The organism is Antarcticimicrobium sediminis, from assembly GCF_004348975.1.
Taxonomy (GTDB): domain Bacteria; phylum Pseudomonadota; class Alphaproteobacteria; order Rhodobacterales; family Rhodobacteraceae; genus Antarcticimicrobium; species Antarcticimicrobium sediminis.
On record NZ_SMFP01000006.1, the window covers coordinates 40,362 to 59,705 of the forward strand.

Annotated in this window: 17 protein-coding genes; 12 read left to right on the forward strand and 5 right to left on the reverse strand. The window is 62.6% G+C overall.

The features are described from left to right. The first annotated feature begins 10 nt into the window (after positions 1-10). On the forward strand, positions 11-655 hold the full coding sequence (locus E1B25_RS10555) for a DUF1523 family protein (protein ID WP_132829087.1): 645 nt from the start codon (positions 11-13) through the stop codon (positions 653-655). 12 nt (positions 656-667) lie between these two features. Here the strand turns inward: E1B25_RS10555 and E1B25_RS10560 are convergent, their stop codons facing one another. Then, positions 668-2,245, reverse strand: coding sequence for a DUF5928 domain-containing protein (locus tag E1B25_RS10560; RefSeq protein WP_132829088.1), 1,578 nt, complete (start codon positions 2,243-2,245; stop codon positions 668-670). A 150-nt stretch (positions 2,246-2,395) separates the two neighbouring features. Here E1B25_RS10560 and E1B25_RS10565 point away from each other — a divergent pair, with 150 nt between their 5' ends. The 5 genes from E1B25_RS10565 (at position 2,396) to hemE (ending at position 7,188) form a co-directional block, all read left to right on the forward strand. Then, entirely contained in the window at positions 2,396-3,214 is an 819-nt protein-coding gene (locus tag E1B25_RS10565) for a sulfotransferase family protein (RefSeq protein ID WP_132829090.1), read from the forward strand. A 132-nt stretch (positions 3,215-3,346) separates the two neighbouring features. Further along, the gene (smpB, locus tag E1B25_RS10570; protein ID WP_132829092.1) at positions 3,347-3,823 is read left to right on the forward strand and encodes an SsrA-binding protein SmpB; all 477 of its coding nucleotides are present in this window, start codon (positions 3,347-3,349) and stop codon (positions 3,821-3,823) included. 201 nt (positions 3,824-4,024) lie between these two features. Further along, positions 4,025-4,879 carry a 3-mercaptopyruvate sulfurtransferase gene (gene sseA / locus E1B25_RS10575; RefSeq protein WP_132829094.1) on the forward strand — a complete coding sequence of 285 codons (855 nt, stop codon included), beginning with the start codon at positions 4,025-4,027 and terminating at the stop codon, positions 4,877-4,879. Further along, positions 4,879-6,063: an amino acid aminotransferase gene (locus tag E1B25_RS10580; protein WP_132829096.1), complete on the forward strand. Its 1,185-nt coding sequence runs from the start codon at positions 4,879-4,881 to the stop codon at positions 6,061-6,063. Before sseA ends, E1B25_RS10580 begins: the two co-directional genes overlap by 1 nt. Positions 6,064-6,144: 81 nt before the next feature. Continuing rightward, positions 6,145-7,188 carry a uroporphyrinogen decarboxylase gene (gene hemE, locus E1B25_RS10585; protein ID WP_132829097.1) on the forward strand — a complete coding sequence of 348 codons (1,044 nt, stop codon included), beginning with the start codon at positions 6,145-6,147 and terminating at the stop codon, positions 7,186-7,188. 117 nt (positions 7,189-7,305) lie between these two features. Here hemE and E1B25_RS10590 read toward each other — a convergent pair whose 3' ends face one another. Next, complete coding sequence (locus E1B25_RS10590) at positions 7,306-8,175, reverse strand: helix-turn-helix domain-containing protein (RefSeq protein WP_245510681.1); 870 nt, start codon at positions 8,173-8,175, stop codon at positions 7,306-7,308. 88 nt (positions 8,176-8,263) lie between these two features. Between E1B25_RS10590 and pobA the strand changes: the two genes are divergently transcribed. Beyond that, a complete protein-coding gene (gene pobA, locus E1B25_RS10595) occupies positions 8,264-9,448 on the forward strand; it encodes a 4-hydroxybenzoate 3-monooxygenase (protein ID WP_245510682.1) in 1,185 nt (394 codons plus the stop codon). A gap of 239 nt (positions 9,449-9,687) precedes the next feature. Here the strand turns inward: pobA and E1B25_RS10600 are convergent, their stop codons facing one another. After that, a complete protein-coding gene (locus tag E1B25_RS10600) occupies positions 9,688-10,890 on the reverse strand; it encodes a methionine gamma-lyase (RefSeq protein WP_132829101.1) in 1,203 nt (400 codons plus the stop codon). A gap of 118 nt (positions 10,891-11,008) precedes the next feature. Between E1B25_RS10600 and E1B25_RS10605 the strand changes: the two genes are divergently transcribed. Next, on the forward strand, positions 11,009-11,464 hold the full coding sequence (locus tag E1B25_RS10605) for an Lrp/AsnC family transcriptional regulator (RefSeq protein ID WP_132829103.1): 456 nt from the start codon (positions 11,009-11,011) through the stop codon (positions 11,462-11,464). Positions 11,465-11,471: 7 nt separating this feature from the next. Here E1B25_RS10605 and betA read toward each other — a convergent pair whose 3' ends face one another. Continuing rightward, positions 11,472-13,130: a choline dehydrogenase gene (gene betA, locus E1B25_RS10610; RefSeq protein WP_132829104.1), complete on the reverse strand. Its 1,659-nt coding sequence runs from the start codon at positions 13,128-13,130 to the stop codon at positions 11,472-11,474. 11 nt (positions 13,131-13,141) lie between these two features. Then, positions 13,142-14,599 (reverse strand): betaine-aldehyde dehydrogenase, encoded by a 1,458-nt coding sequence (gene betB, locus E1B25_RS10615; RefSeq protein ID WP_132829106.1) that lies wholly within the window; start codon positions 14,597-14,599, stop codon positions 13,142-13,144. A 170-nt stretch (positions 14,600-14,769) separates the two neighbouring features. Between betB and choX the strand changes: the two genes are divergently transcribed. The 4 genes from choX (at position 14,770) to E1B25_RS10635 (ending at position 19,344) form a co-directional block, all read left to right on the forward strand. Further along, positions 14,770-15,696 carry a choline ABC transporter substrate-binding protein gene (gene choX, locus E1B25_RS10620; RefSeq protein ID WP_132829108.1) on the forward strand — a complete coding sequence of 309 codons (927 nt, stop codon included), beginning with the start codon at positions 14,770-14,772 and terminating at the stop codon, positions 15,694-15,696. A gap of 150 nt (positions 15,697-15,846) precedes the next feature. After that, entirely contained in the window at positions 15,847-16,677 is an 831-nt protein-coding gene (choW, locus tag E1B25_RS10625; RefSeq protein WP_132829110.1) for a choline ABC transporter permease subunit, read from the forward strand. Between the two features lie 3 nt (positions 16,678-16,680). Further along, positions 16,681-17,706 carry a choline ABC transporter ATP-binding protein gene (gene choV, locus E1B25_RS10630; protein ID WP_132829112.1) on the forward strand — a complete coding sequence of 342 codons (1,026 nt, stop codon included), beginning with the start codon at positions 16,681-16,683 and terminating at the stop codon, positions 17,704-17,706. A gap of 207 nt (positions 17,707-17,913) precedes the next feature. Further along, positions 17,914-19,344, forward strand: coding sequence for a circularly permuted type 2 ATP-grasp protein (locus tag E1B25_RS10635; protein WP_132829114.1), 1,431 nt, complete (start codon positions 17,914-17,916; stop codon positions 19,342-19,344).

Below are 19,344 nucleotides of genomic sequence, written 5' to 3' on the forward strand. Positions count from 1 at the left end.
GGGCACACCGATGGTTTACATCAAATGGGCAATCATCCTCACCTTCTGGCTGCTGGTCGGAGGGTTCTTCCACTATACGCTGCCGCAGCACGATATCGCCCGGATCACGGACACCTATGAAAAGCGGATCGACCCGGGGGAAAACAGCTGGTTCTGGGCCTCGCATGATGTGGGCAGCGATCCGACCACGCTGAACCGCGATGTGTTCTTTATCCAGACGCGCGGGGCGAACGGCAAGATCATGGTCTATCGCAACGAGGATACGGGTTGGTCCTGGCCGCCCTATTTCAAGGTCAACAGTTCGAACCTGCAGGCCGAGGCGGTGGATATGAAATCGACTGCGGAAACCCCGAAATGGGTGTCGATCCGTCACTATGGCTGGCGCAACGAATTCCTGTCGATCTTCCCCAACGCGGTCAAGATCAAGCCGGTGAGCGGGCCGGATGTGCGCATTATCCCGTGGTTCAACATCATCATCCTGACGCTGCTGGCCGCGTTGGTCTATGCGATCTGGGTGCGCTGGCGTCGGTTCCGGCGGGCCCGGATCGACCCTTTGCTGGACGATCTCGAGGACAACATGGATATGGCCGGCGAGGCGATCTCGCAGCGGGGCGGGCGGTTGCGCCGCTGGCTGGGCGGCAAATCCGGCAAGTGATCGGGGCGCGGCTTAGTCGGCGAACAGGTCTTCGACCTGCGCCAGACTCAGGGCCTGATCATAGGGAATCGACAGGAAATCGGCGAGCGCACTGGCGTTCTCCTGTGCCGTGGAGGCCTCTCTGACCTGATAGAGGTGATCGAATCCGGTGTCGCGGATGCGGTCGGCCTCATAGACCATGTCGTTGCGGATTGTCGGCAGCAGCCGGTCAAGCGTGACCTGACCGGTCTGTTCGCCGGCCAACCCGATTCGCCGGGCGTGGCCGATCAGATAGTCGTCGGAGAACTGGCAGCTGAGTTTGAGGAACCGTGTCTTTGAGCGGTCTGAGGCGAAATCCTGCATTAGATCCAGGCTGTCGGGGTCCATGCAGACGATCATCCGGTCGGTTGCGTAATAGTCGAACAGCATACGCATCAGGGCACGGCGATGGCGGGCGCGTTTTTCCAGCGTGCTCTGGATGCCGCCCAGATCGGGCAGCGGGGTATCGACCTCGTTGAACAGATACTCGATCGCCGGCACGTCGGTGATCTGGCGGATGTGGGACAGCAGCCGTTTGGCCACGTGCCATTTCTTGCTGATCACGATCAAAAGCTCGCGCTCGCGGCCAAGGGAGCTTTCGGTTTCCCAGAACCGCATACCAAAGCGGCGCCCGATCCGCCCGCGCCCGGTCAGGAACTTGTACAGGCTCCGGCCTTCGTTCGAGACGCGGAATTCGACGTCATGGGCGGCATAGAGCGTGCCCAACCGCGCCTTGAGATCCTCGGCCTCGGGGCTGATCTTGCGCGCATAGAGGTAATCCTGACTGAGCAGCAGATCATAGTGGTCATTATAGAAGGTGACCGGCATCCCGTAGTCGGAGAACATCAGAAAGGTCAGCGAGCGGGCTTCGATTTCACGCTCGGGCACCAGATGGCGCACCAAGGTCTGGAAAAACGTCTCGTCGGGGATCCATGTGGTGCGGAAAAACCGCAGGACGTCACGCCGTTTGCGGATGAAATCCAGAATCCATTCGATGGTGCGGCGGCGCAGGCACCACCATTGGCTGCCGATCTGCACCTGAATATCGGCGGGAATCGCACGTTTCAGCCCGAACCGCCGCTGGGTCTCGACTGCGGCATAGAACAGCCGTTTATGTTTCCGCTCGTTCAGGAAGTGGCGATAGATCAGCCGGTCTTCCTTCATGCCGGTCTTGATCCAGTCGCTGTCGAAGAAATCAAAGCTTTCGATGAAATCGACATCCCGCGTGTCAAGGAACCGGTGGGTATATTCCGCTGACTTGATCGGCATGCAGTCGCCCGACAACATGTAGAAATGGGTGGCGCGGGGAAAGGCATCGACCGCCGCCTCGACCGCGTTCAGCGTCGCCTGCACCAGCGACCACTCGCCCCAACCGCAGCGCAGGCGGGGACGGGCAAAGGTGACGTTGGGATTGTCGCCAAGCGCATCGCGGATGGTGCGAAAATCCTTCAGCGGCGCGCGGGCATCGAAATGGATGGAAATATAGTCTCCAGCCGCCGTCAAACGCTCGGCCTGAAGGACAATCGCCTCGGGGTCCTTGTGGCAGAGCAGAATGTACGCGATTTTCGCCATGTGTGGAACGACATATACCTGTGAGGGCAGTTCACCTATCTAGATAAAGGTGAAGAGCGATTGAATAAACATGCATAATTTGCTTTTTTCATGCGAACCCCGCCCGTGGCTCCACATTGCGTGGCCCGGCCAGCAAGGAGACAAGGGTAAATGGGATTTCCCGGCACCTGGATGACGACAAGCGAGAGCATGGTGTATCGGGTCGTACCGAAATGCGCCTGCTCGACCATCGGACAGATCATGTATTATTCTGATCATGGCGAATTCTTCGACGGCGACATCCATGATGCGCAATCGGGGCTGCACAAATGGGGGATCGAGGAGAGTCAGGCCGCGATCACCCGCAATGTTCAGGCGCACGGGTCTTATGCCTTCACCTGCGTGCGCAACCCGTATTCGCGCATCCTCAGTTCGTTCTTCGACAAGATTTGCGGCATCCAGCGCAACGGCAAACGCTATCGCGGCAATCTGGTGCCCAAGCTGGCCTATACCTATGGGATCGAGGTGGGCGGCGACGACGGCAAGGGCGAATTTGACCAGATCGCCTCGTTCCGCCGGTTTCTGCTGTTCGCCCGCGACACCATTCGCTGGCGTCGACCGATGGACCCGGACATTCACTGGTCGGGGATGTCGGGCCATGTCTCGACCTTCATCGTCAATGGCGGGCGCTACGACAACATCTTCTGGACCGAGAAGTTCAACGCGGGGATGCAATCGGTGCTGAACGCGGTGGAGACGCCGCATGCGGTCGATCTGGCGACGATCCCGCGCTTCAACGAGAGCGAAGGCCACGGGCCGAAACGGGCACATCCGATTGAGGATTATTTCGACGATCTGTCGATGCATCTGGTCTATGAGATCTACAAGCGCGACTTCGATCTGTTCAAATACGACGCGCAGGACCCGTCCAACAAGCTGCCGGTGGGCGAGATCGATCTGGACGAGGTGCATGCCAAGCTGGGCACCTAGGCGCTGCATTGGTCGCGGCTGCGCCGCGATCCCTTCGGGGAGAGTATTTGCAGCCAGAAAAAGGCGGCCAGAAAAGACCGCAGGCGGGGGCGGATCTTGCGCAATGCCCTGCGCGCGCGTAGATCGGTGCGTATGGCCAATCAGAAATCAGACCCGAATTACAAGGTAATCGCCGAGAATCGGCGCGCGCGTTTTGATTACGCGATCGAGGATGACGTGGAATGCGGGATCATTCTGGAAGGCTCCGAGGTCAAGTCGTTGCGCGCCAATGGTGGCAATGTCGCGGAAAGCTATGCGATGGTGGAGGACGGCGAGCTGTGGCTCGTCAATTCCTATATCGCGCCCTACAAGCAGGCCAAGACCTTTGGCCATGAAGAACGGCGGCGGCGCAAGTTGTTGGTCAGCCGCAAGCAGTTGGCGGATATGTGGAATGCGACCCAGCGCAAGGGTATGACGCTGGTGCCGATCGTGATGTATTTCAATCACAAGGGCATCGCCAAGCTCAAGATCGGGATCGCCAAGGGCAAGCAGGCCCACGACAAGCGCGAGACTCAGGCCAAGCGCGATTGGTCGCGGCAGAAACAGCGGCTGTTGAAAGACAATCGCTGAGCCAGCGTTCTTTGGCGATGCGGCGGATGATGCGCGCCCCCCATGTTGCGCGGATCGCGCGCTCCCTCTGGAGACCTGTTGCGGGGAAGAGACCCGCCTGCGGTCTCTTTCCTCCACAGATGTCGCTATCTCGCTGTTGCCTTGCACCCCTGCGCAGCCAATAGTAGGCAGAACACTGATTTTGCTAGAAGGGTGGCAGGCATGCAGGATGACCCAAAGACACTGGTTTCGACCGATTGGCTGGCGGCGCATCTGAAAGACCCCGACCTGCGCATTCTTGATGCGCGGATGCCGCTTGCCGGCAAGACGGGCGATCCCCGGGCGGAGTATGAACAGGCGCATATCCCCGGTGCGCGGTTCTTTGATATCGACGAGATTTCCGATCACCGGTCGGATCTGCCGCATATGGTGCCGCCGGTCGAGAAGTTCATGTCGCGCCTGCGCGCGATGGGCGTCGGCGATGGCCATCAGGTGGTGGTCTATGATTCCCTGGGGATCTATTCCGCCGCCCGCGTCTGGTGGACCTTTCGGTTGATGGGGCAGGCCAATGTTGCCGTGCTTGACGGCGGGTTGCCGAAATGGCTGGCCGAGGGGCGCGAGATCGAGGATCTGCCCCCCATGGTGCGCGACCGGCACATGACGGTGCGGGTGCAGAATCACCTTGTGCGCGACGTGACCCAGGTGTCGGCTGCGGCCAAGCTGGGGGATTACGAGGTTATTGACGCCCGCTCTGCCGGGCGCTTTCGCGGCGAGGAGCCGGAACCGCGTGCGGGATTGCGCAGCGGCCATATCCCGGGCTCGAAGAATGTGCCTTTCCCCGACCTGCTGAACGCGGACGGCACGATGAAATCGCCCGAGGCCTGCCGCGCGATATTCGAGGCCGCTGGCGTTGACCTGTCCAAACCCGCGATCACCTCTTGCGGGTCGGGCGTGACCGCCGCCATCCTCAGCCTGGCGCTGGAGCGATTGGGCAAGACCGACCATTCCCTCTATGACGGCTCCTGGGCTGAATGGGGGGCTTTCCCGACCCTGCCCGTCGCAACCGGAGACGACTGATGTTCGAAACCCTGAAAGAACAGCCTGCGGACAAGATCCTGGCGTTGATGCAGATGTTCGCCGACGATCCGCGCGCGCAAAAGATCGACCTGGGCGTTGGTGTCTACAAGAATGCCGAGGGCGTCACCCCGGTGATGCGCGCGGTGAAGGCTGCCGAAAAGCGGATTTGGGAACAGCAGACCAGCAAAAGCTATACCGGGTTGGCCGGTGATCCGGCCTATGCCGATGCGATGATCGAGCTGATCCTGTCGGATGCGGTGGCACGCGACACCGTGGCGGCTGCGGCCACGCCGGGCGGCACCGGCGCGGTGCGTCAGGCGTTCGAGCTGATCCAGATGGCCAATCCAAAGGCCTGCGTCTGGGTTTCCGACCCGACCTGGCCCAATCATACTTCGATCCTGACGTATCTTGGTATCGAGACAAAATCCTATCGCTATTTCGACAGCGAGACGCGCGGCGTCGATTTCGACGGCATGATCGCCGATCTGAAAACTGCCAAGGCCGGCGATGTGGTGTTGCTGCATGGCTGCTGTCACAACCCGACCGGTGCCAACCTGAACCTTGTTGAATGGCAGGCGGTGGTCGAGGTGCTCAACGAACGCGGGCTGATCCCGATGATCGACATCGCCTACCAGGGCTTTGGCGACGGGTTGGACGCGGATGCGGCCGGCACCCGGCTGGTGGCCTCTTCGGTGTCCGAATGCCTGATCGCGGCCAGCTGTTCCAAGAATTTCGGGGTCTACCGCGAACGTACCGGCCTGCTGATGGCGGTCTCGGCCGATGCGGGCAAGACCAAGCTGAACCAAAGCACGCTGGCCTATCTCAACCGCCAGAACTATTCCTTTCCGCCCGATCACGGGGCGCGGGTGGTGACCACCATTCTCACCGACCCGGAGCTGCGCGCCGATTGGGCCGCCGAGTTGGAAGAGGTGCGGCTGTCGATGCTGGGCCTGCGCCAGCAACTCGCAGATGAGCTGCAGCGGCTGACCGGCTCGGACCGGTTCGGCTTCATCGCGCAGCACCGCGGCATGTTCTCGCGGCTTGGCACCACGCCCGAACTGGTGGCGAAGCTGCGCGAGGAGCACGGGATCTATATCGTGGGTGACAGCCGGATGAATATCGCCGGGCTGAACACAACCACCGTGCCGCTCTTGGCCAAGGCCATCGTCGACGTCGGCGTCTGAACCTGATGAGAATCTTTTCGCGCCCCGTTCACCCGGACGGGGCGCATCTCCCATTTCCAAATCTTGCCTGAAGGGAACGACATGGCTGGACAGAAAAAGCTGCTGCGCGCGCTGGCGGGCGAGGTGCTTGAGGTGCCGCCGATCTGGATGATGCGGCAGGCCGGGCGCTATCTGCCGGAATACCGCGCCACGCGGGGCAAGGCGGGCGATTTCCTGTCGCTGTGCTATACGCCGGATCTTGCCGCCGAGGTGTCGCTGCAGCCAATCCGTCGCTATGGCTTTGATGCGGCGATCCTGTTTGCCGACATCCTGCTGGTGCCGCAGGCGCTGGGCGCGGATCTGTGGTTCGTCACCGGCGAGGGGCCGCGGCTTTCCACCATCACCGAACAGGCAGATTTCGACGCGCTGAAACCGGCGGCTGCGATTCATGACAAGCTGGCCCCGGTCTATGAGACCGTGCGGATACTGGCGCGCGATTTGTCGGAGGAGACCACGCTGATCGGCTTTGCCGGCGCACCGTGGACCGTCGCCACATATATGATCGCCGGGCGCGGCACTCCGGCGCAAGCGCCGGCCCATGCGCTGCGCGAAGGCAATGTCGCCTTGTTCGAGGCGCTGCTCGAGCGCATCACCAAGGCCACGATCGAATATCTCTCGGCGCAGATCGACGCCGGGGCAGAGGTGGTCAAACTGTTCGACAGCTGGGCCGGATCGCTCAAGGGCGAGGCCTTTGACAAATATGCGCTGGCCCCCTGTCGGGAGATCACCCAAGCGCTCAAGGCGCGGCATCCGGGAATCCCGGTGATCGGCTTTCCGCGCGGCGCCGAAGAGAAATACGTTGGGTTCGCCAAGGCGACCGGTGTCGATTGCGTGGCGCTGGACCAGTCGGTCGATGCCGATTGGGCCGCCGCCAATGTGCAGGTCGATGGCTGCGTGCAGGGCAATCTGGCGCCCGAGCATATGGTCACCGGCGGTCAGGCGCTGGTCGACGAGACAAGGCGGATCGTCAAGGCATTCTCCAATGGTCCCCACATCTTCAATCTGGGCCACGGGATCACGCCGGATGCGGACCCGGAAAACGTACAATTGATGGTCGATACTGTACGGGGCACCGCCCGGGGCTGACACCGGAGGGGATATTTCCGGCCAGAAAAAGGAGAGCGGCACCCCCGCTTCTTCTTGTCCTAAATACTCAAATCCGACCTCTGGCCGGGCGCGCCCTTGTGAAGGGCGCGCGCCCCTTCAGCCGCCCTGTTCCATCCGCTGCCGGAAGGCGCGCGGCGGGGTGCCGATGCCTCGGGTGAACACGCGCGAGAAATGCGCCGGGTCGGTAAAGCCCAGCTCATAGCCGATCTCGGCCGCCGTCAGGTTGGTATAGATCAACATGCGCCGCGCCTCGCGCAAAACCCGGTCCGCGATCATCGCAGAGGCGGGCCGCCCGGTGGAGTGTCGCACCACGCGATTAAGGTGGGTGGGCGAGACCGCCAGCCGGTCGGCATATCCCGCGACCGGCAAACGTTGACGAAAATGTTGCTCGACCAGCGCTTCGAACCGGCGCAGGAGCGGGCTGTCGGCATGGGGGTCGGGCGGCGCCTGATCGGTGTGGATCGCGCGGGCCGCAAGCCCCAGAAGCGCACCTGCCTGCGAACGCAAGATCTGCGCCCGGGCGAAATCACGGTTGTGGTATTCGGTCAGGATACGGCGCGCCAGCGTCTCCAACTCGGGCGGCAGCGGCACGGCGCTTGGGTTGGCGAGCACGGCGCGCAGCCCCTCGCGGTCGCGCAGCGCCTCGTCCATCAGATCTGCGCTCAGCGTGATGACCCAGCCCTCGGTGCCCTGTTGAAAGCGAAAGCCGTGGACAAAGCCACGCGGCATGTTGATCAGCACCGGCGGGATCAATGGGGCGATCCGTTCTTCGATCCGGGCCTCGCCGCCGCCCGAGCGCAGCAGCAGGATTTGGTGCAGACGCGCGTGGCGGTGCGGTCGCAGCTCCCAGTTATGCAACTCGGAGCGGTCCTGTATCGTCTCGCAATGGACCACGTCGGGCGCTTCGGCGGTTTCGCCGAACAGGTTGTAATTTCGGATCGTGGCGGTGTCAGATGTCTCGGTCATGTTCGATATATACAATAAGTTGCGCAGTTGATCCATTCCAGGCACGGGCGAGACCGGGCATATTGCGGTCAAATCAGGAGGAGTGCCCATGAATACCCCTATGAAAACCAAGGTCGGAATCATCGGCGGCGGCCCGTCGGGCCTGTTGCTGTCGCAACTGCTGCATCTGAAGGGAATCGACAATATCCTGTTGGAGAAGCACAGCCGCGACTATGTGCTGGGTCGGATCCGTGCCGGCGTGTTGGAGCATGGTTTTGCCGAGCTGATGCGCGAGGCCCAATGCGGTGCGCGGATGGACGCGGAGGGCGAGATTCACGATGGGTTCTACATTGCTCATGACGGCATGCGCGATCGGGTGGATCTGAAAAAGTACACCGGCGGAAATTCGGTCGTGGTCTATGGCCAGACCGAGGTGACCCGCGATCTGTACGAGGCGCGCGACAAGATGGGCGGCGCCGTCATCCATGAGGCGCAGGACGTCACGCCGCATGATCTGAAATCGGACGCGCCCTATCTGACCTATCGGCTGGGCGATGAGCCGCACCGCATCGATTGCGATTATATCATCGGGGCCGATGGGTTCCATGGTGTCAGCCGCAAGTCGATCCCCAAGGATGTGCTGACGGAGTATGAAAAGCTCTATCCGTTCGGCTGGCTCGGGGTGTTGTCGCGCACCAAGCCGGTCTCGCCCGAACTGATCTATGCCAAGAATGAGCGGGGTTTTGCCCTGTGTTCGCTGCGCAGTCAGGTGTTGAGCCGGTATTACATTCAGGTGCCGCTGACGGATACTGTCGAGGACTGGTCGGACGAGGCGTTCTGGGACGAGCTGAAGCGGCGGTTGCCGGAGGATGTCGCCGAGGGGCTGATCACCGGGCCAAGCATCGAGAAAAGCATCGCGCCGCTGCGCAGCTTCGTGGCCGAGCCGATGCGCTATGGTAATCTGTTTCTGGCCGGCGATGCCGCCCATATCGTGCCGCCCACCGGCGCGCGCGGGCTGAATTCGGCGGCCTCGGACATCTATTACCTCTACCACGCGCTGCTGGATCATTATCAGAACGGCGATGATACCGGGCTGGAGGAGTATTCGCAGAAGGCGCTGGCACGGGTGTGGAAGGCGCAGCGGTTCTCGTGGTGGATGACCTCGTTGTTGCACACCTTCCCGGACAGTATTGCCTATGACAAGCGGCTGCAGCAGACCGATCTGGAGTATCTGTTCTCGTCCGATGCGGCGCAGACCTCGCTGGCGGAGAACTATGTCGGGCTGCCGTTCTAGATCGGCGATGTCGCGCGGGGGGCTTCTGTGGGAGCCTCCGGCGGGAGTATTTTAGACAAGAAGAACTTGGGGGCGCGCGAGGATATCGCGCGTCCCGCTTTTGTTCGGTCCCGGCGCGCCGGGCGCCGGCGATGCGGCTGTTCGAGCGGGCGGGTGGCCAGCCATAACAGCCGGTCCTGCACGGATTTCAGGTGGTCACGGTTGCCGGTCATGGCTGGCCCTCCCTTGACGTGTCGCGCCTAAGCGGCCTGAACCGTGGCGCTTGCCATCGCCTGATCCAGATCCACGATGATATCGTCGACCTCTTCCAGCCCCACCGAGAGGCGCACCAGACCTTCGGAAATGCCGTGTTCGGCGCGTTCCTCGGGGGTGTAGGTGGAATGGGTCATCGAGGCGGGGTGCTGGATCAGGCTTTCGGCGTCGCCCAGCGACACAGCGCGCAGGATCAGGGTCAGACGATTCATCATCGCCACCCCGGCGCTGAAGCCGCCCTTGAGTTCAAAGGCGATCATGCCGCCGAAATCCGCCATCTGTTGCTCGGCCAGATCGTGCTGTGGATCGGTGGTGAGGCCGGGGAAATAGACGCGCTCGATCGCCGGTTGCGCCGCCAGCCAGTCGGCCACGGTGCGGGCGCTGGCGCAGTGGCGTTCCATCCGCAGTTTCAGCGTTTTCAGCCCGCGCAGGATCAGCATGGCGTTGAAAGGCGCCATCACCGCGCCGGTCATATCTTTGAGCCCATACATGCGGATCGCAGTGATATCCTCGGCGCTGCCAGCGGCAAGCCCGGCAATCAGGTCGCCATGGCCGCCAAGGTATTTGGTGGCCGAATGCACCACGATATCCGCGCCCAGTTCGATCGGCCGGGTCAGCACCGGGGTGGCATAGGTATTGTCCACCACGGTGCGGGCGCCATGGGCGCGGGCGATGCGGGCCACCTCGGCAATGTCGACCAGCCGCATGTTCGGGTTCGCGGGGGTTTCGAAATAAACCATCTTGGTCGCCGGGGTGAGGGCGGCGGTGACATTGGCGGCGTCGGTCATGTCCACATGGGTGACGGTGATGCCGAACTTGGCCAGCCCGTGACGCAGATAGGCAAAGGTGCAGCCATAGAGCGTCTTATCGACGATCACCTCGTCGCCGGGGGCAAGAAAGGTCCACATCACCGCCGTGATCGCTCCCATCCCCGATGCGGCGGCAAGCCCGGCCTCGGCGCCCTCAAGATCGGCGATGCGGCGTTCCAGCAAATCCAGCGTCGGGTTCGAGACCCGCGAATACACATAGCCGGGGCGCTCACCGGCGAAGATTTCTCCACCGGCCTCGGCGCTCTCGAAGGCGAAGGTCGAGGTCAGGTGCAGCGGCGGTGTCAGCGCGCCCTGATGCTCCATCGGGTCGTGGAAATTATGGATGGCACGGGTGGCGAAACCGGATTTATCGCGGGACATGGGCAGGCTCCTGTTTATGGGGTCAGGGGCAGGGTGCCATGGTGCGGGGGCTATGTGTTGCCAAATATCGCCCTAAATCGATTGTATTTTGGCAGATTATGCCTCATGGAGCGGGCTTATGGATGACAAAGATTATCATATCCTGCGCGTGCTGCAGGAAAATGGCCGCCTGAGCAATCAGGAGTTGTCGGAGCGGGTGAACCTGTCGCCTTCGCCCTGTCTGCGCCGGGTACGGCAGTTGGAAAAGTCGGGGGTGATCCGGGGCTATACCGCGCTGGTCGATCAAAAGGCTTTTGGCCTGCCGCTGACCGTATTCATCCGGATCGAGATGGAGCGGCACGCGGCCGAGGCGGTGCGGGTGTTCGAGGCCCGCATTCGCGACATTCCCGAGATTCAGGATTGTTATCTGGTGACCGGCGAGGCGGATTACCTGTTGCGCGTGGTCTGCCGCGATCTGGACGCTTACGAGCGGTTCATGCGCGAGACGCTGCACGCGATTCCGGGCATCTCGTCGATCAACACCTCTTTCGCCTTTGGCCGGGTGAAGCAGAGCCAGGTTCTGCCGCACCCGTGATTTTGCCCTAGCGTTGCGAGGTGGCCCAGTTCGGGTTGATCCATGGCTCTGCATTCTCGGGCGGCAGCGGCGCGCGGCCAAGAATGTGATCGGCGGCCTTTTCTCCGACCATGATCGAGGGGGCGTTGAGGTTGCCATTGGTGATCTGCGGAAAGACCGAGCTGTCGGCAAGCCGCAGCCGCTCGACCCCGATCACCCGCGCCTCGGGATCGACCACCGCCATCGGGTCATCGGCACGCCCCATGCGGGCGGTGCCGCAGGGGTGAAAGGCGCTTTCGGCGTGCTCACGGATGAAATCGTCAAGTTCGGCATCGCTTTGCGCGGCGATGCCGGGTTGGATTTCGTGGCCGGTATAGGGTTTGAAGGCCTCTTGCGCGAAAATCTCTCGTGTCAGCCGAAGACAGGTGCGGAAATCGCGCCAGTCGTCGTCATGGCTCATGTAGTTGAAGCGGATCTTTGGTGCCGCCCCGGGATCGGACGAGGCCAGCGTCACCGCGCCGCGGCTTTTCGAGCGCATCGGGCCGACATGGGCTTGAAACCCATGCCCTTCGGCGGCGGCCTTGCCGTCATAGCGGACCGCGATGGGCAGGAAATGATATTGGATATCGGGGTATTTTACCCCCGCGCGCGACCGGATGAAGCCCGCGCTTTCGAATTGGTTCGAGGCACCGGGTCCGGTTTTCGTCAGCAGCCATTGCGCCCCGACCCGGGCCTTGCCGAACAGGTTCCAGTATTTGAACAGGCTGACCGGTTGGGTCGCGGCCATCTGAAGGTAAAGTTCCAGATGGTCCTGCAGGTTCTGGCCAACGCCGGCCCGGTCGGCGATCACCTCGATGCCATGCTCGGCCAGATGCGCGCCGGGGCCGATGCCCGACAGCATCAGCAGCTTCGGTGAATTGATCGAGGAGGCGGCGAGGATCACCTCGCGCCGGGCGGTGATCACCTGTGTGGTGCCCCCGCGCAGCACCTCGACGCCGATTGCGCGGCCATCAGAAATCACCACGCGCTGGGCATGGGCGCGGATCAACTCGCAATTGGGACGTTTGAGCGCGGGTTTCAGATAGGCCTCGGCGGCGGACCAGCGGCGGCCTTGCCAGATCGTCGCCTCCATCGGGCCAAAGCCCTCTTGCTGGGGGCCGTTATAGTCGTCGGTGACGGGATAGCCGGCCTGATGCCCGGCCTCGACAAAGGCGCGGGTCAGGGGATTGTCGCGCTTGCCGCGCGTCACATGCAGCGGGCCGTCATAGCCGCGCCAGTCAGGATCGCCGCCATGGCCGCCGTCATGCCAGCTTTCCATCCGTTTGAAATAGGGCAGGACATCGCCATAGGCCCAGCCGTCCGCCCCCATCGTGGCCCAGGTGTCAAAGTCGCAGGCGTGGCCGCGCACATAGACCATGCCGTTGATCGAGGACGACCCACCAATCACCTTGCCGCGCGGGGTGACCAGGCGGCGACCGCCCAGATGCGGCTCGGGCTCGGACTGATAGCCCCAGTCATAGGCACGCATGTTCATCGGATAAGACAGCGCGCCGGGCATGCGGATAAAGGGGCCGGCGTCGCTGCCGCCATGTTCGATGACCAGCACCGATGCACCCGCCTCGGATAGGCGATAGGCCATGGCGCAGCCAGCGGAGCCGGCGCCGACGATGACGAAATCTGCTTCCATCTCAGGGCTCCTTAAAACGGCGCTTCGGTGTCGCCGAGCGCGACATAGACCGATTTCAACTGCGAATAGTGTTCGATTGCCGCCCAGCCGTTTTCACGTCCGAAGCCCGAGGCTTTGACGCCGCCAAAGGGCATCTCGACCGGGGTCAGGTTATAGGTGTTGATCCAAGTGGTGCCGGCCTGCAATTGCCCGATCACCCGGTGGGCGCGCGACAGATCGGCGGTAAAGACGCCGGCGGCGAGCCCGAACTGGGTGCCATTGGCGCGCGCGACCACCTCGGCCTCGTCTTCGAAATCTAGCACCGCCATGACCGGGCCAAAGATTTCCTCGCGCGCGATTGTCATGTCGTCGGTGACATCGGCAAAGATGGTGGGCTCGACGAAACAGCCGTTGCGCTCGGCCCGCTGGCCGCCCGCGACCAGCCGCGCGCCCTCGTCCTTGCCCGTTTGGATATAGGACAGCACCTTGTCCATTTGCGCCGTGCTGACCAGCGGGCCGAAATTCACCGCCTCGTCCATTGGATCGCCCATCACCACGCCCTGCAACCGTTCGCTGAGGCGGGCAAGGAACCGGTCCTTGATGCCCTTTTGCACAAAGACGCGGGTGCCGTTGGAGCAGATCTGGCCAGAGGAATAGAAATTGCCCAGAATCGCGCCGGAAACGGCGTTTTCGATATCGGCGTCGTCAAAGACGATCATGGGGGATTTGCCGCCCAATTCCATCGTGACATGTTTCAGCCCTTCGGCAGCAGCGGCATAGACCCGCCGCCCGGTGGGGACCGAGCCGGTGAGCGACACCTTGGCCACGCGCGGATCGGTGGCAAGCGCGGCCCCGACTGCCCCCATTCCCTGCACCACGTTGAGCAGCCCTGCGGGCGCGCCGGCCTCGATCAGGATCTCGGCCAGTTTCAGTGCTGAAAGCGGCGTCATCTCGGAGGGTTTGAACACCATCGCGTTGCCGCAGGCCAGCGCCGGCGCGGTCTTCCAACTGGCGATCTGGATGGGATAGTTCCACGCCCCGATGCCGACGCAGACGCCCAGCGGTTCGCGCATGGTATAGGCGAAATCGCCCCCCATCGGGATATGCTCGCCGGTGATCCCGGCGGCGATGCTGCCGAAATATTCCAGCGCGTCGGCGCCGCTGGCCGCATCCGCGACCAGCGTTTCCTGCAAGGGCTTGCCGGTGTCGCGGGTTTCCAGTTCCGACAGTTCCCGGTTGCGGGCGCGCATGATCTCTGCCGCGCGGCGCAGCACCCGGCCGCGTTCGGTTCCGGTCCGCGTGGCCCAGTCTGCCTGCGCCCGTGTCGCGGCCTGTAGCGCGCGGTCGAGAATCGCAGGCGTGGCGGCGTGCAGCCGGGCGATTTCTTCTCCGGTGGCGGGCGAGAGCACGGCGATTTCCTCGCCGGTGGTATCCTCGACATAGTTGCCGTCGATGAAGTGGCTGGCGGCGGGTTGGCAAAGCGCGGTCATGGGGCACTCCGTTGCTGTGGATGTGGCGATTTGGACGTGTCCGCTGTGAGACAGCGATCTTGGTGTCCTTCTAGAGCGTATATTGATTGACTGGTCAATCAGGTGTGTTGCAGGAAACCCCGAAATGTGGTTCTTGGGAGCGATCAAAATTGTAACGGGGAGGTTTTTAAATGTTCAGATTGTCTATTTCCGCGCTGGCCCTTGCGGCCATGGCGAGCACTGCAAGTGCGGCGGATTGCGATTCGGTCCGGTTCTCGGATGTGGGGTGGACCGATATCACCGCCACCACGGCGGCCACCGCCGCGGTGCTAGAGGCGCTGGGCTATGACACCGACATCAAGGTGCTGTCGGTTCCGGTGACCTATACCTCGCTCGCCAAGGGCGATATCGACGTGTTCCTGGGCAACTGGATGCCGACGATGGAGGCAGACATCGCCCCCTATCGCGAGGCCGGAACCGTGGACACGGTGCGCGTCAATCTGGAGGGGGCGAAATACACGCTGGCCACCAACAAGACGGGCGCCGATCTGGGCATTACCTCGTTCGCGGCGATCGTCGATCAGGCGGAGGCGCTGGATGGCACCATCTACGGGATCGAGCCTGGCAATGACGGCAACCGGTTGATCATGGACATGATTGCGGATGGCGCCTTTGGCCTGAGCGATTTCAAGGTCAAAGAAAGTTCAGAGCAGGGGATGCTGGCGCAGGTCGCCCGCGCCGACCGCAAGGGCGAGCCGATCGTGTTTCTGGGCTGGGAACCGCATCCGATGAACGCCAATTTCGACATGACCTATCTGGCGGGCGGGGATGACTGGTTCGGCCCGAACTATGGTGGCGCGACGGTTCAGACCAATACCTCTGCCGGCTATGTCGCGGCCTGCCCGAATGTGGGCAAGCTGCTGGGCAATCTCGAATTCTCGCTGATGATGGAGAACGAGATCATGGGCGCGATCCTGAATGACGGGACCAAGCCGGAAGAGGCCGCCAAGACCTGGCTTGCCGCGCATCCGGAAACGCTTGGCCCGTGGCTGGACGGCGTGACCACCAAGGATGGCAGCGATGCCATGGCTGCGGTAAAAGCGGCGCTGGGGCTCTGATCCCACGCATCCGATAAACACAGGCGCAACGCGACCGCGATTGACAGGCCGCGTTGCGCCGTGCCGGATGGAACCGGTGGCCGCCCGTCGAGAGGCGGGGCCGGTGCCGGATACCCGGCGCGTGACATATCAAGGAACAAGGCGAACCGAATGGACTGGCTGACCGACCGCAAGATCCCGATCGGCGACAGCGCCAAGGGGTTCTTTCTTTGGCTTCAGGATCACGGGGCCTGGTTCTTTGACGGCATGGCCGTCGCGATGGAGGGGCTGATCGACGGCATCCTCTGGGTGCTGCAAACCCCGCATCCACTGGCGGTGATCGCGGTTTTCGTGGCGATCACATGGGGGCTTCAACGCAACTGGAAGACCTGCCTGTTCGTGGCGCTGGGCTTTCTCTTTATCCTCAATCAGGACTATTGGGAGGAGACCACCGAAAGCCTGACGCTGGTGCTGTCGGCCTGTGTCTTCTGCATGGCGATCGGGGTGCCGTTGGGCATTGCCGCGGCGCATCGTCCGCGTCTGTTTCGCGGCATGCGGCCGGTGCTGGACCTGATGCAGACGCTGCCCACCTTTGTCTATCTGATCCCGGCCATCGTGTTCTTTGGCATCGGCATGGTGCCGGGGCTGATCGCCACGGTGATCTTCGTGGTGCCAGCCCCGATCCGGTTGACGCATCTGGGGGTGTCCTCCACGCCGAAACCGCTGCTGGAGGCGGCGCAGGCCTTTGGCGCCACGCCGCGCCAGACGCTGTTCAAGGTCGAACTGCCCTATGCCCTGCCGCAGATCATGGCGGGGCTGAACCAGACCATCATGCTGTCACTGTCGATGGTGGTGATCGCGGCGCTGGTGGGGGCCGACGGGCTGGGCGTGCCGGTGTTGCGCGCGATCAACACGGTGAATATCGCGTTGGGCTTTGAAAGCGGCTCGATCATCGTGGTGCTTGCCATCATGCTGGACCGCATGTTGCGGATGGAGCGCTGAGCCATGACCACTGCCGTGAAATTCGACAATGTCTCGATCGTGTTTGGCCCTGAGCCAGCCGCCGCCCTGCCGCTGATGGACGCGATGCAGGACCGCAGCGAGATCCAGTCCGAGACCGGTCAGGTCCTGGGCGTGCATGATTGTTCGCTTGAGGTCGAACAGGGCGAGATTCTGGTGCTGATGGGGCTGTCTGGCTCGGGCAAATCCACCCTGCTGCGGGCGGTCAACGCGCTGAACCCGGTCACGCGGGGGCGGGTGCTGGTGAATGACGGGCAGGGGATGGTCGATGTGACCGCCGCCGATCCCGCCACCCTGCGCCAGATCCGACAGCAACAGGTCGCCATGGTGTTTCAGCAGTTCGGCTTGCTGCCATGGCGCACGGTCCGTGAAAACGTCGGGCTGGGGTTGGAGCTGTCGGGCGTACCCAAGGGTGAGCGCGACGCGCGGGTCGATCGACAACTGGCGCTGGTCGGGTTGTCTGACTGGGGCGATCGCAAGGTGGGCGAGCTGTCGGGCGGCATGCAGCAGCGGGTGGGACTGGCCCGCGCCTTTGCCACCGAGGCACCGATCCTGTTGATGGACGAACCGTTTTCCGCGCTGGATCCGCTGATCCGCACCCGGCTGCAGGACGAGCTGCTGGATCTGCAAAAACAGCTGCAGCGCACCATCATCTTTGTCAGCCACGATCTGGACGAGGCATTCAAGATCGGCAACCGCATCGCCATCATGGAGGGCGGGCGCATCGTGCAATGCGGCACCCCGCAACAGATCTTTTCAAATCCGGCGAATGACTATGTGGCCGAATTCGTGGCGCATATGAACCCGCTCGGCGTGCTGCGCGCCCGTGACGTGATGGCACCGTTGCACTCCACCCCCGAACGCATGGTCTCGGCGGATGCCGATATACAGGACGTGATGAGCCAGGTGATCGAAACCGGCCAGCCCATCGGCGTGACCGAGGGCGGCAAGCTGCTGGGCGAGGTCACCAAGGATGGCGTTCTGGCCAAGCTGCTGGACCCAAGGGGGTAGCCCCGTCTTGCGACCGCACTGCGATCCCAACAGGCGCTTCCCCCCTACGCAATCTAGGGCTTGCCCCAAATCGGTTTCCATCGTTAGCTTAAACTCTGGGCGAGCCGCTCGCTGAATAGGCGGTCTGATGGCGCGTGACCGGCTAGGCCCCGGCGCCGCTTCCCGGGCCCCTTGCCAACCCGTTTCGGAGGGCTGCTGATTACTATCATGGACCAGAGTAAACGATTTTTTGACGAGATGTTCGCCCGGCCCGAGGCGGCGCGACCGCCCTATGAGGGCTATAACCAGTGGTTTAGCGGTGAAGACCTCAAGGGGCTGCGGCGCAAGTCGAGCGAGGCGGAAGCGTTTTTCCGCAGCATCGGTATCACCTTCAACGTCTATGGGCAGGACGAGGCGGACGAACGGCTGATCCCGTTCGACATCGTGCCGCGTATCATCTCGGCGCGGGAATGGGCCAAGCTGGAACGCGGCATCGAACAGCGGGTGCGCGCGATCAACGCGTTTCTGCATGACATCTATCACCGTCAGGAAATCCTGCGCGCGGGCCGCATCCCGGCCCATATCATCGCCGGAAACGAGGCGTTTCTGCCGCAGATGATCGGGGTGAACCCGCCCGGTGGCGTCTATACCCATATCGTCGGTGTCGATCTGGTGCGCACCGGAGAGGATGAATTTTTCGTGCTGGAGGACAATGCGCGCACGCCCTCGGGGGTCTCTTATATGTTGGAGAACCGCGAGACGATGCTGCAGATGTTCCCGGAGCTGTTTACCCGGCTGAACGTGCGCCCGGTCAGTTCGTATCCGCAGCTTTTGCGCCGCTCGCTGTCGGACTCGGCGCCGGTTGGCTCGCCCAATGACCGGCCGGTGGTGGCGGTGCTGACGCCGGGCATCCACAATTCGGCCTATTTCGAACATGCGTTTCTCGCCGACCGGATGGGCGCCGAACTGGTCGAAAGCGCCGACCTGCGGATCGACAAGGGCCGCGTTGCCATGCGCACGACGCAGGGGTTCAAACCGATCGACGTGCTGTATCGCCGGGTCGATGACGAATACCTCGATCCGTTGAATTTCAACCCCGACAGCATGCTGGGCGTGCCCGGGATCATGGATGTCTATCGCGCTGGCAACATCACGCTGGCCAATGCGCCGGGCACCGGCATCGCCGACGACAAGGCTCTGTATTCCTACATGCCCGATATCATCGAGTTTTATACCGGCGAACCCGCGATCCTGCCGAACGTGCCGACATGGCGCTGTTCCGAGGCTGACTCGCTGGCCTATGTGCTGGATCACCTGTCCGAGATGGTGGTCAAGGAGGTGCACGGATCGGGCGGCTATGGCATGCTGGTGGGCCCGGTGGCGAGCAAGAAAGAGATCGCCGCCTTTGAGCAAAAGCTGCGGGCGCGGCCAAGCAATTATATCGCGCAACCGACGCTGGCGCTGTCGACCGTGCCGATCCTGACCAAGGCGGGGCTGGCGCCGCGCCATGTGGACCTGCGCCCCTTTGTGTTGGTCTCGCCCAACCGGATCGACATGACGCCGGGCGGGCTGACCCGGGTGGCACTGAAGAAAGGGTCGCTTGTGGTCAACTCTTCGCAGGGCGGCGGCACCAAGGATACCTGGGTATTGGGGGACTGA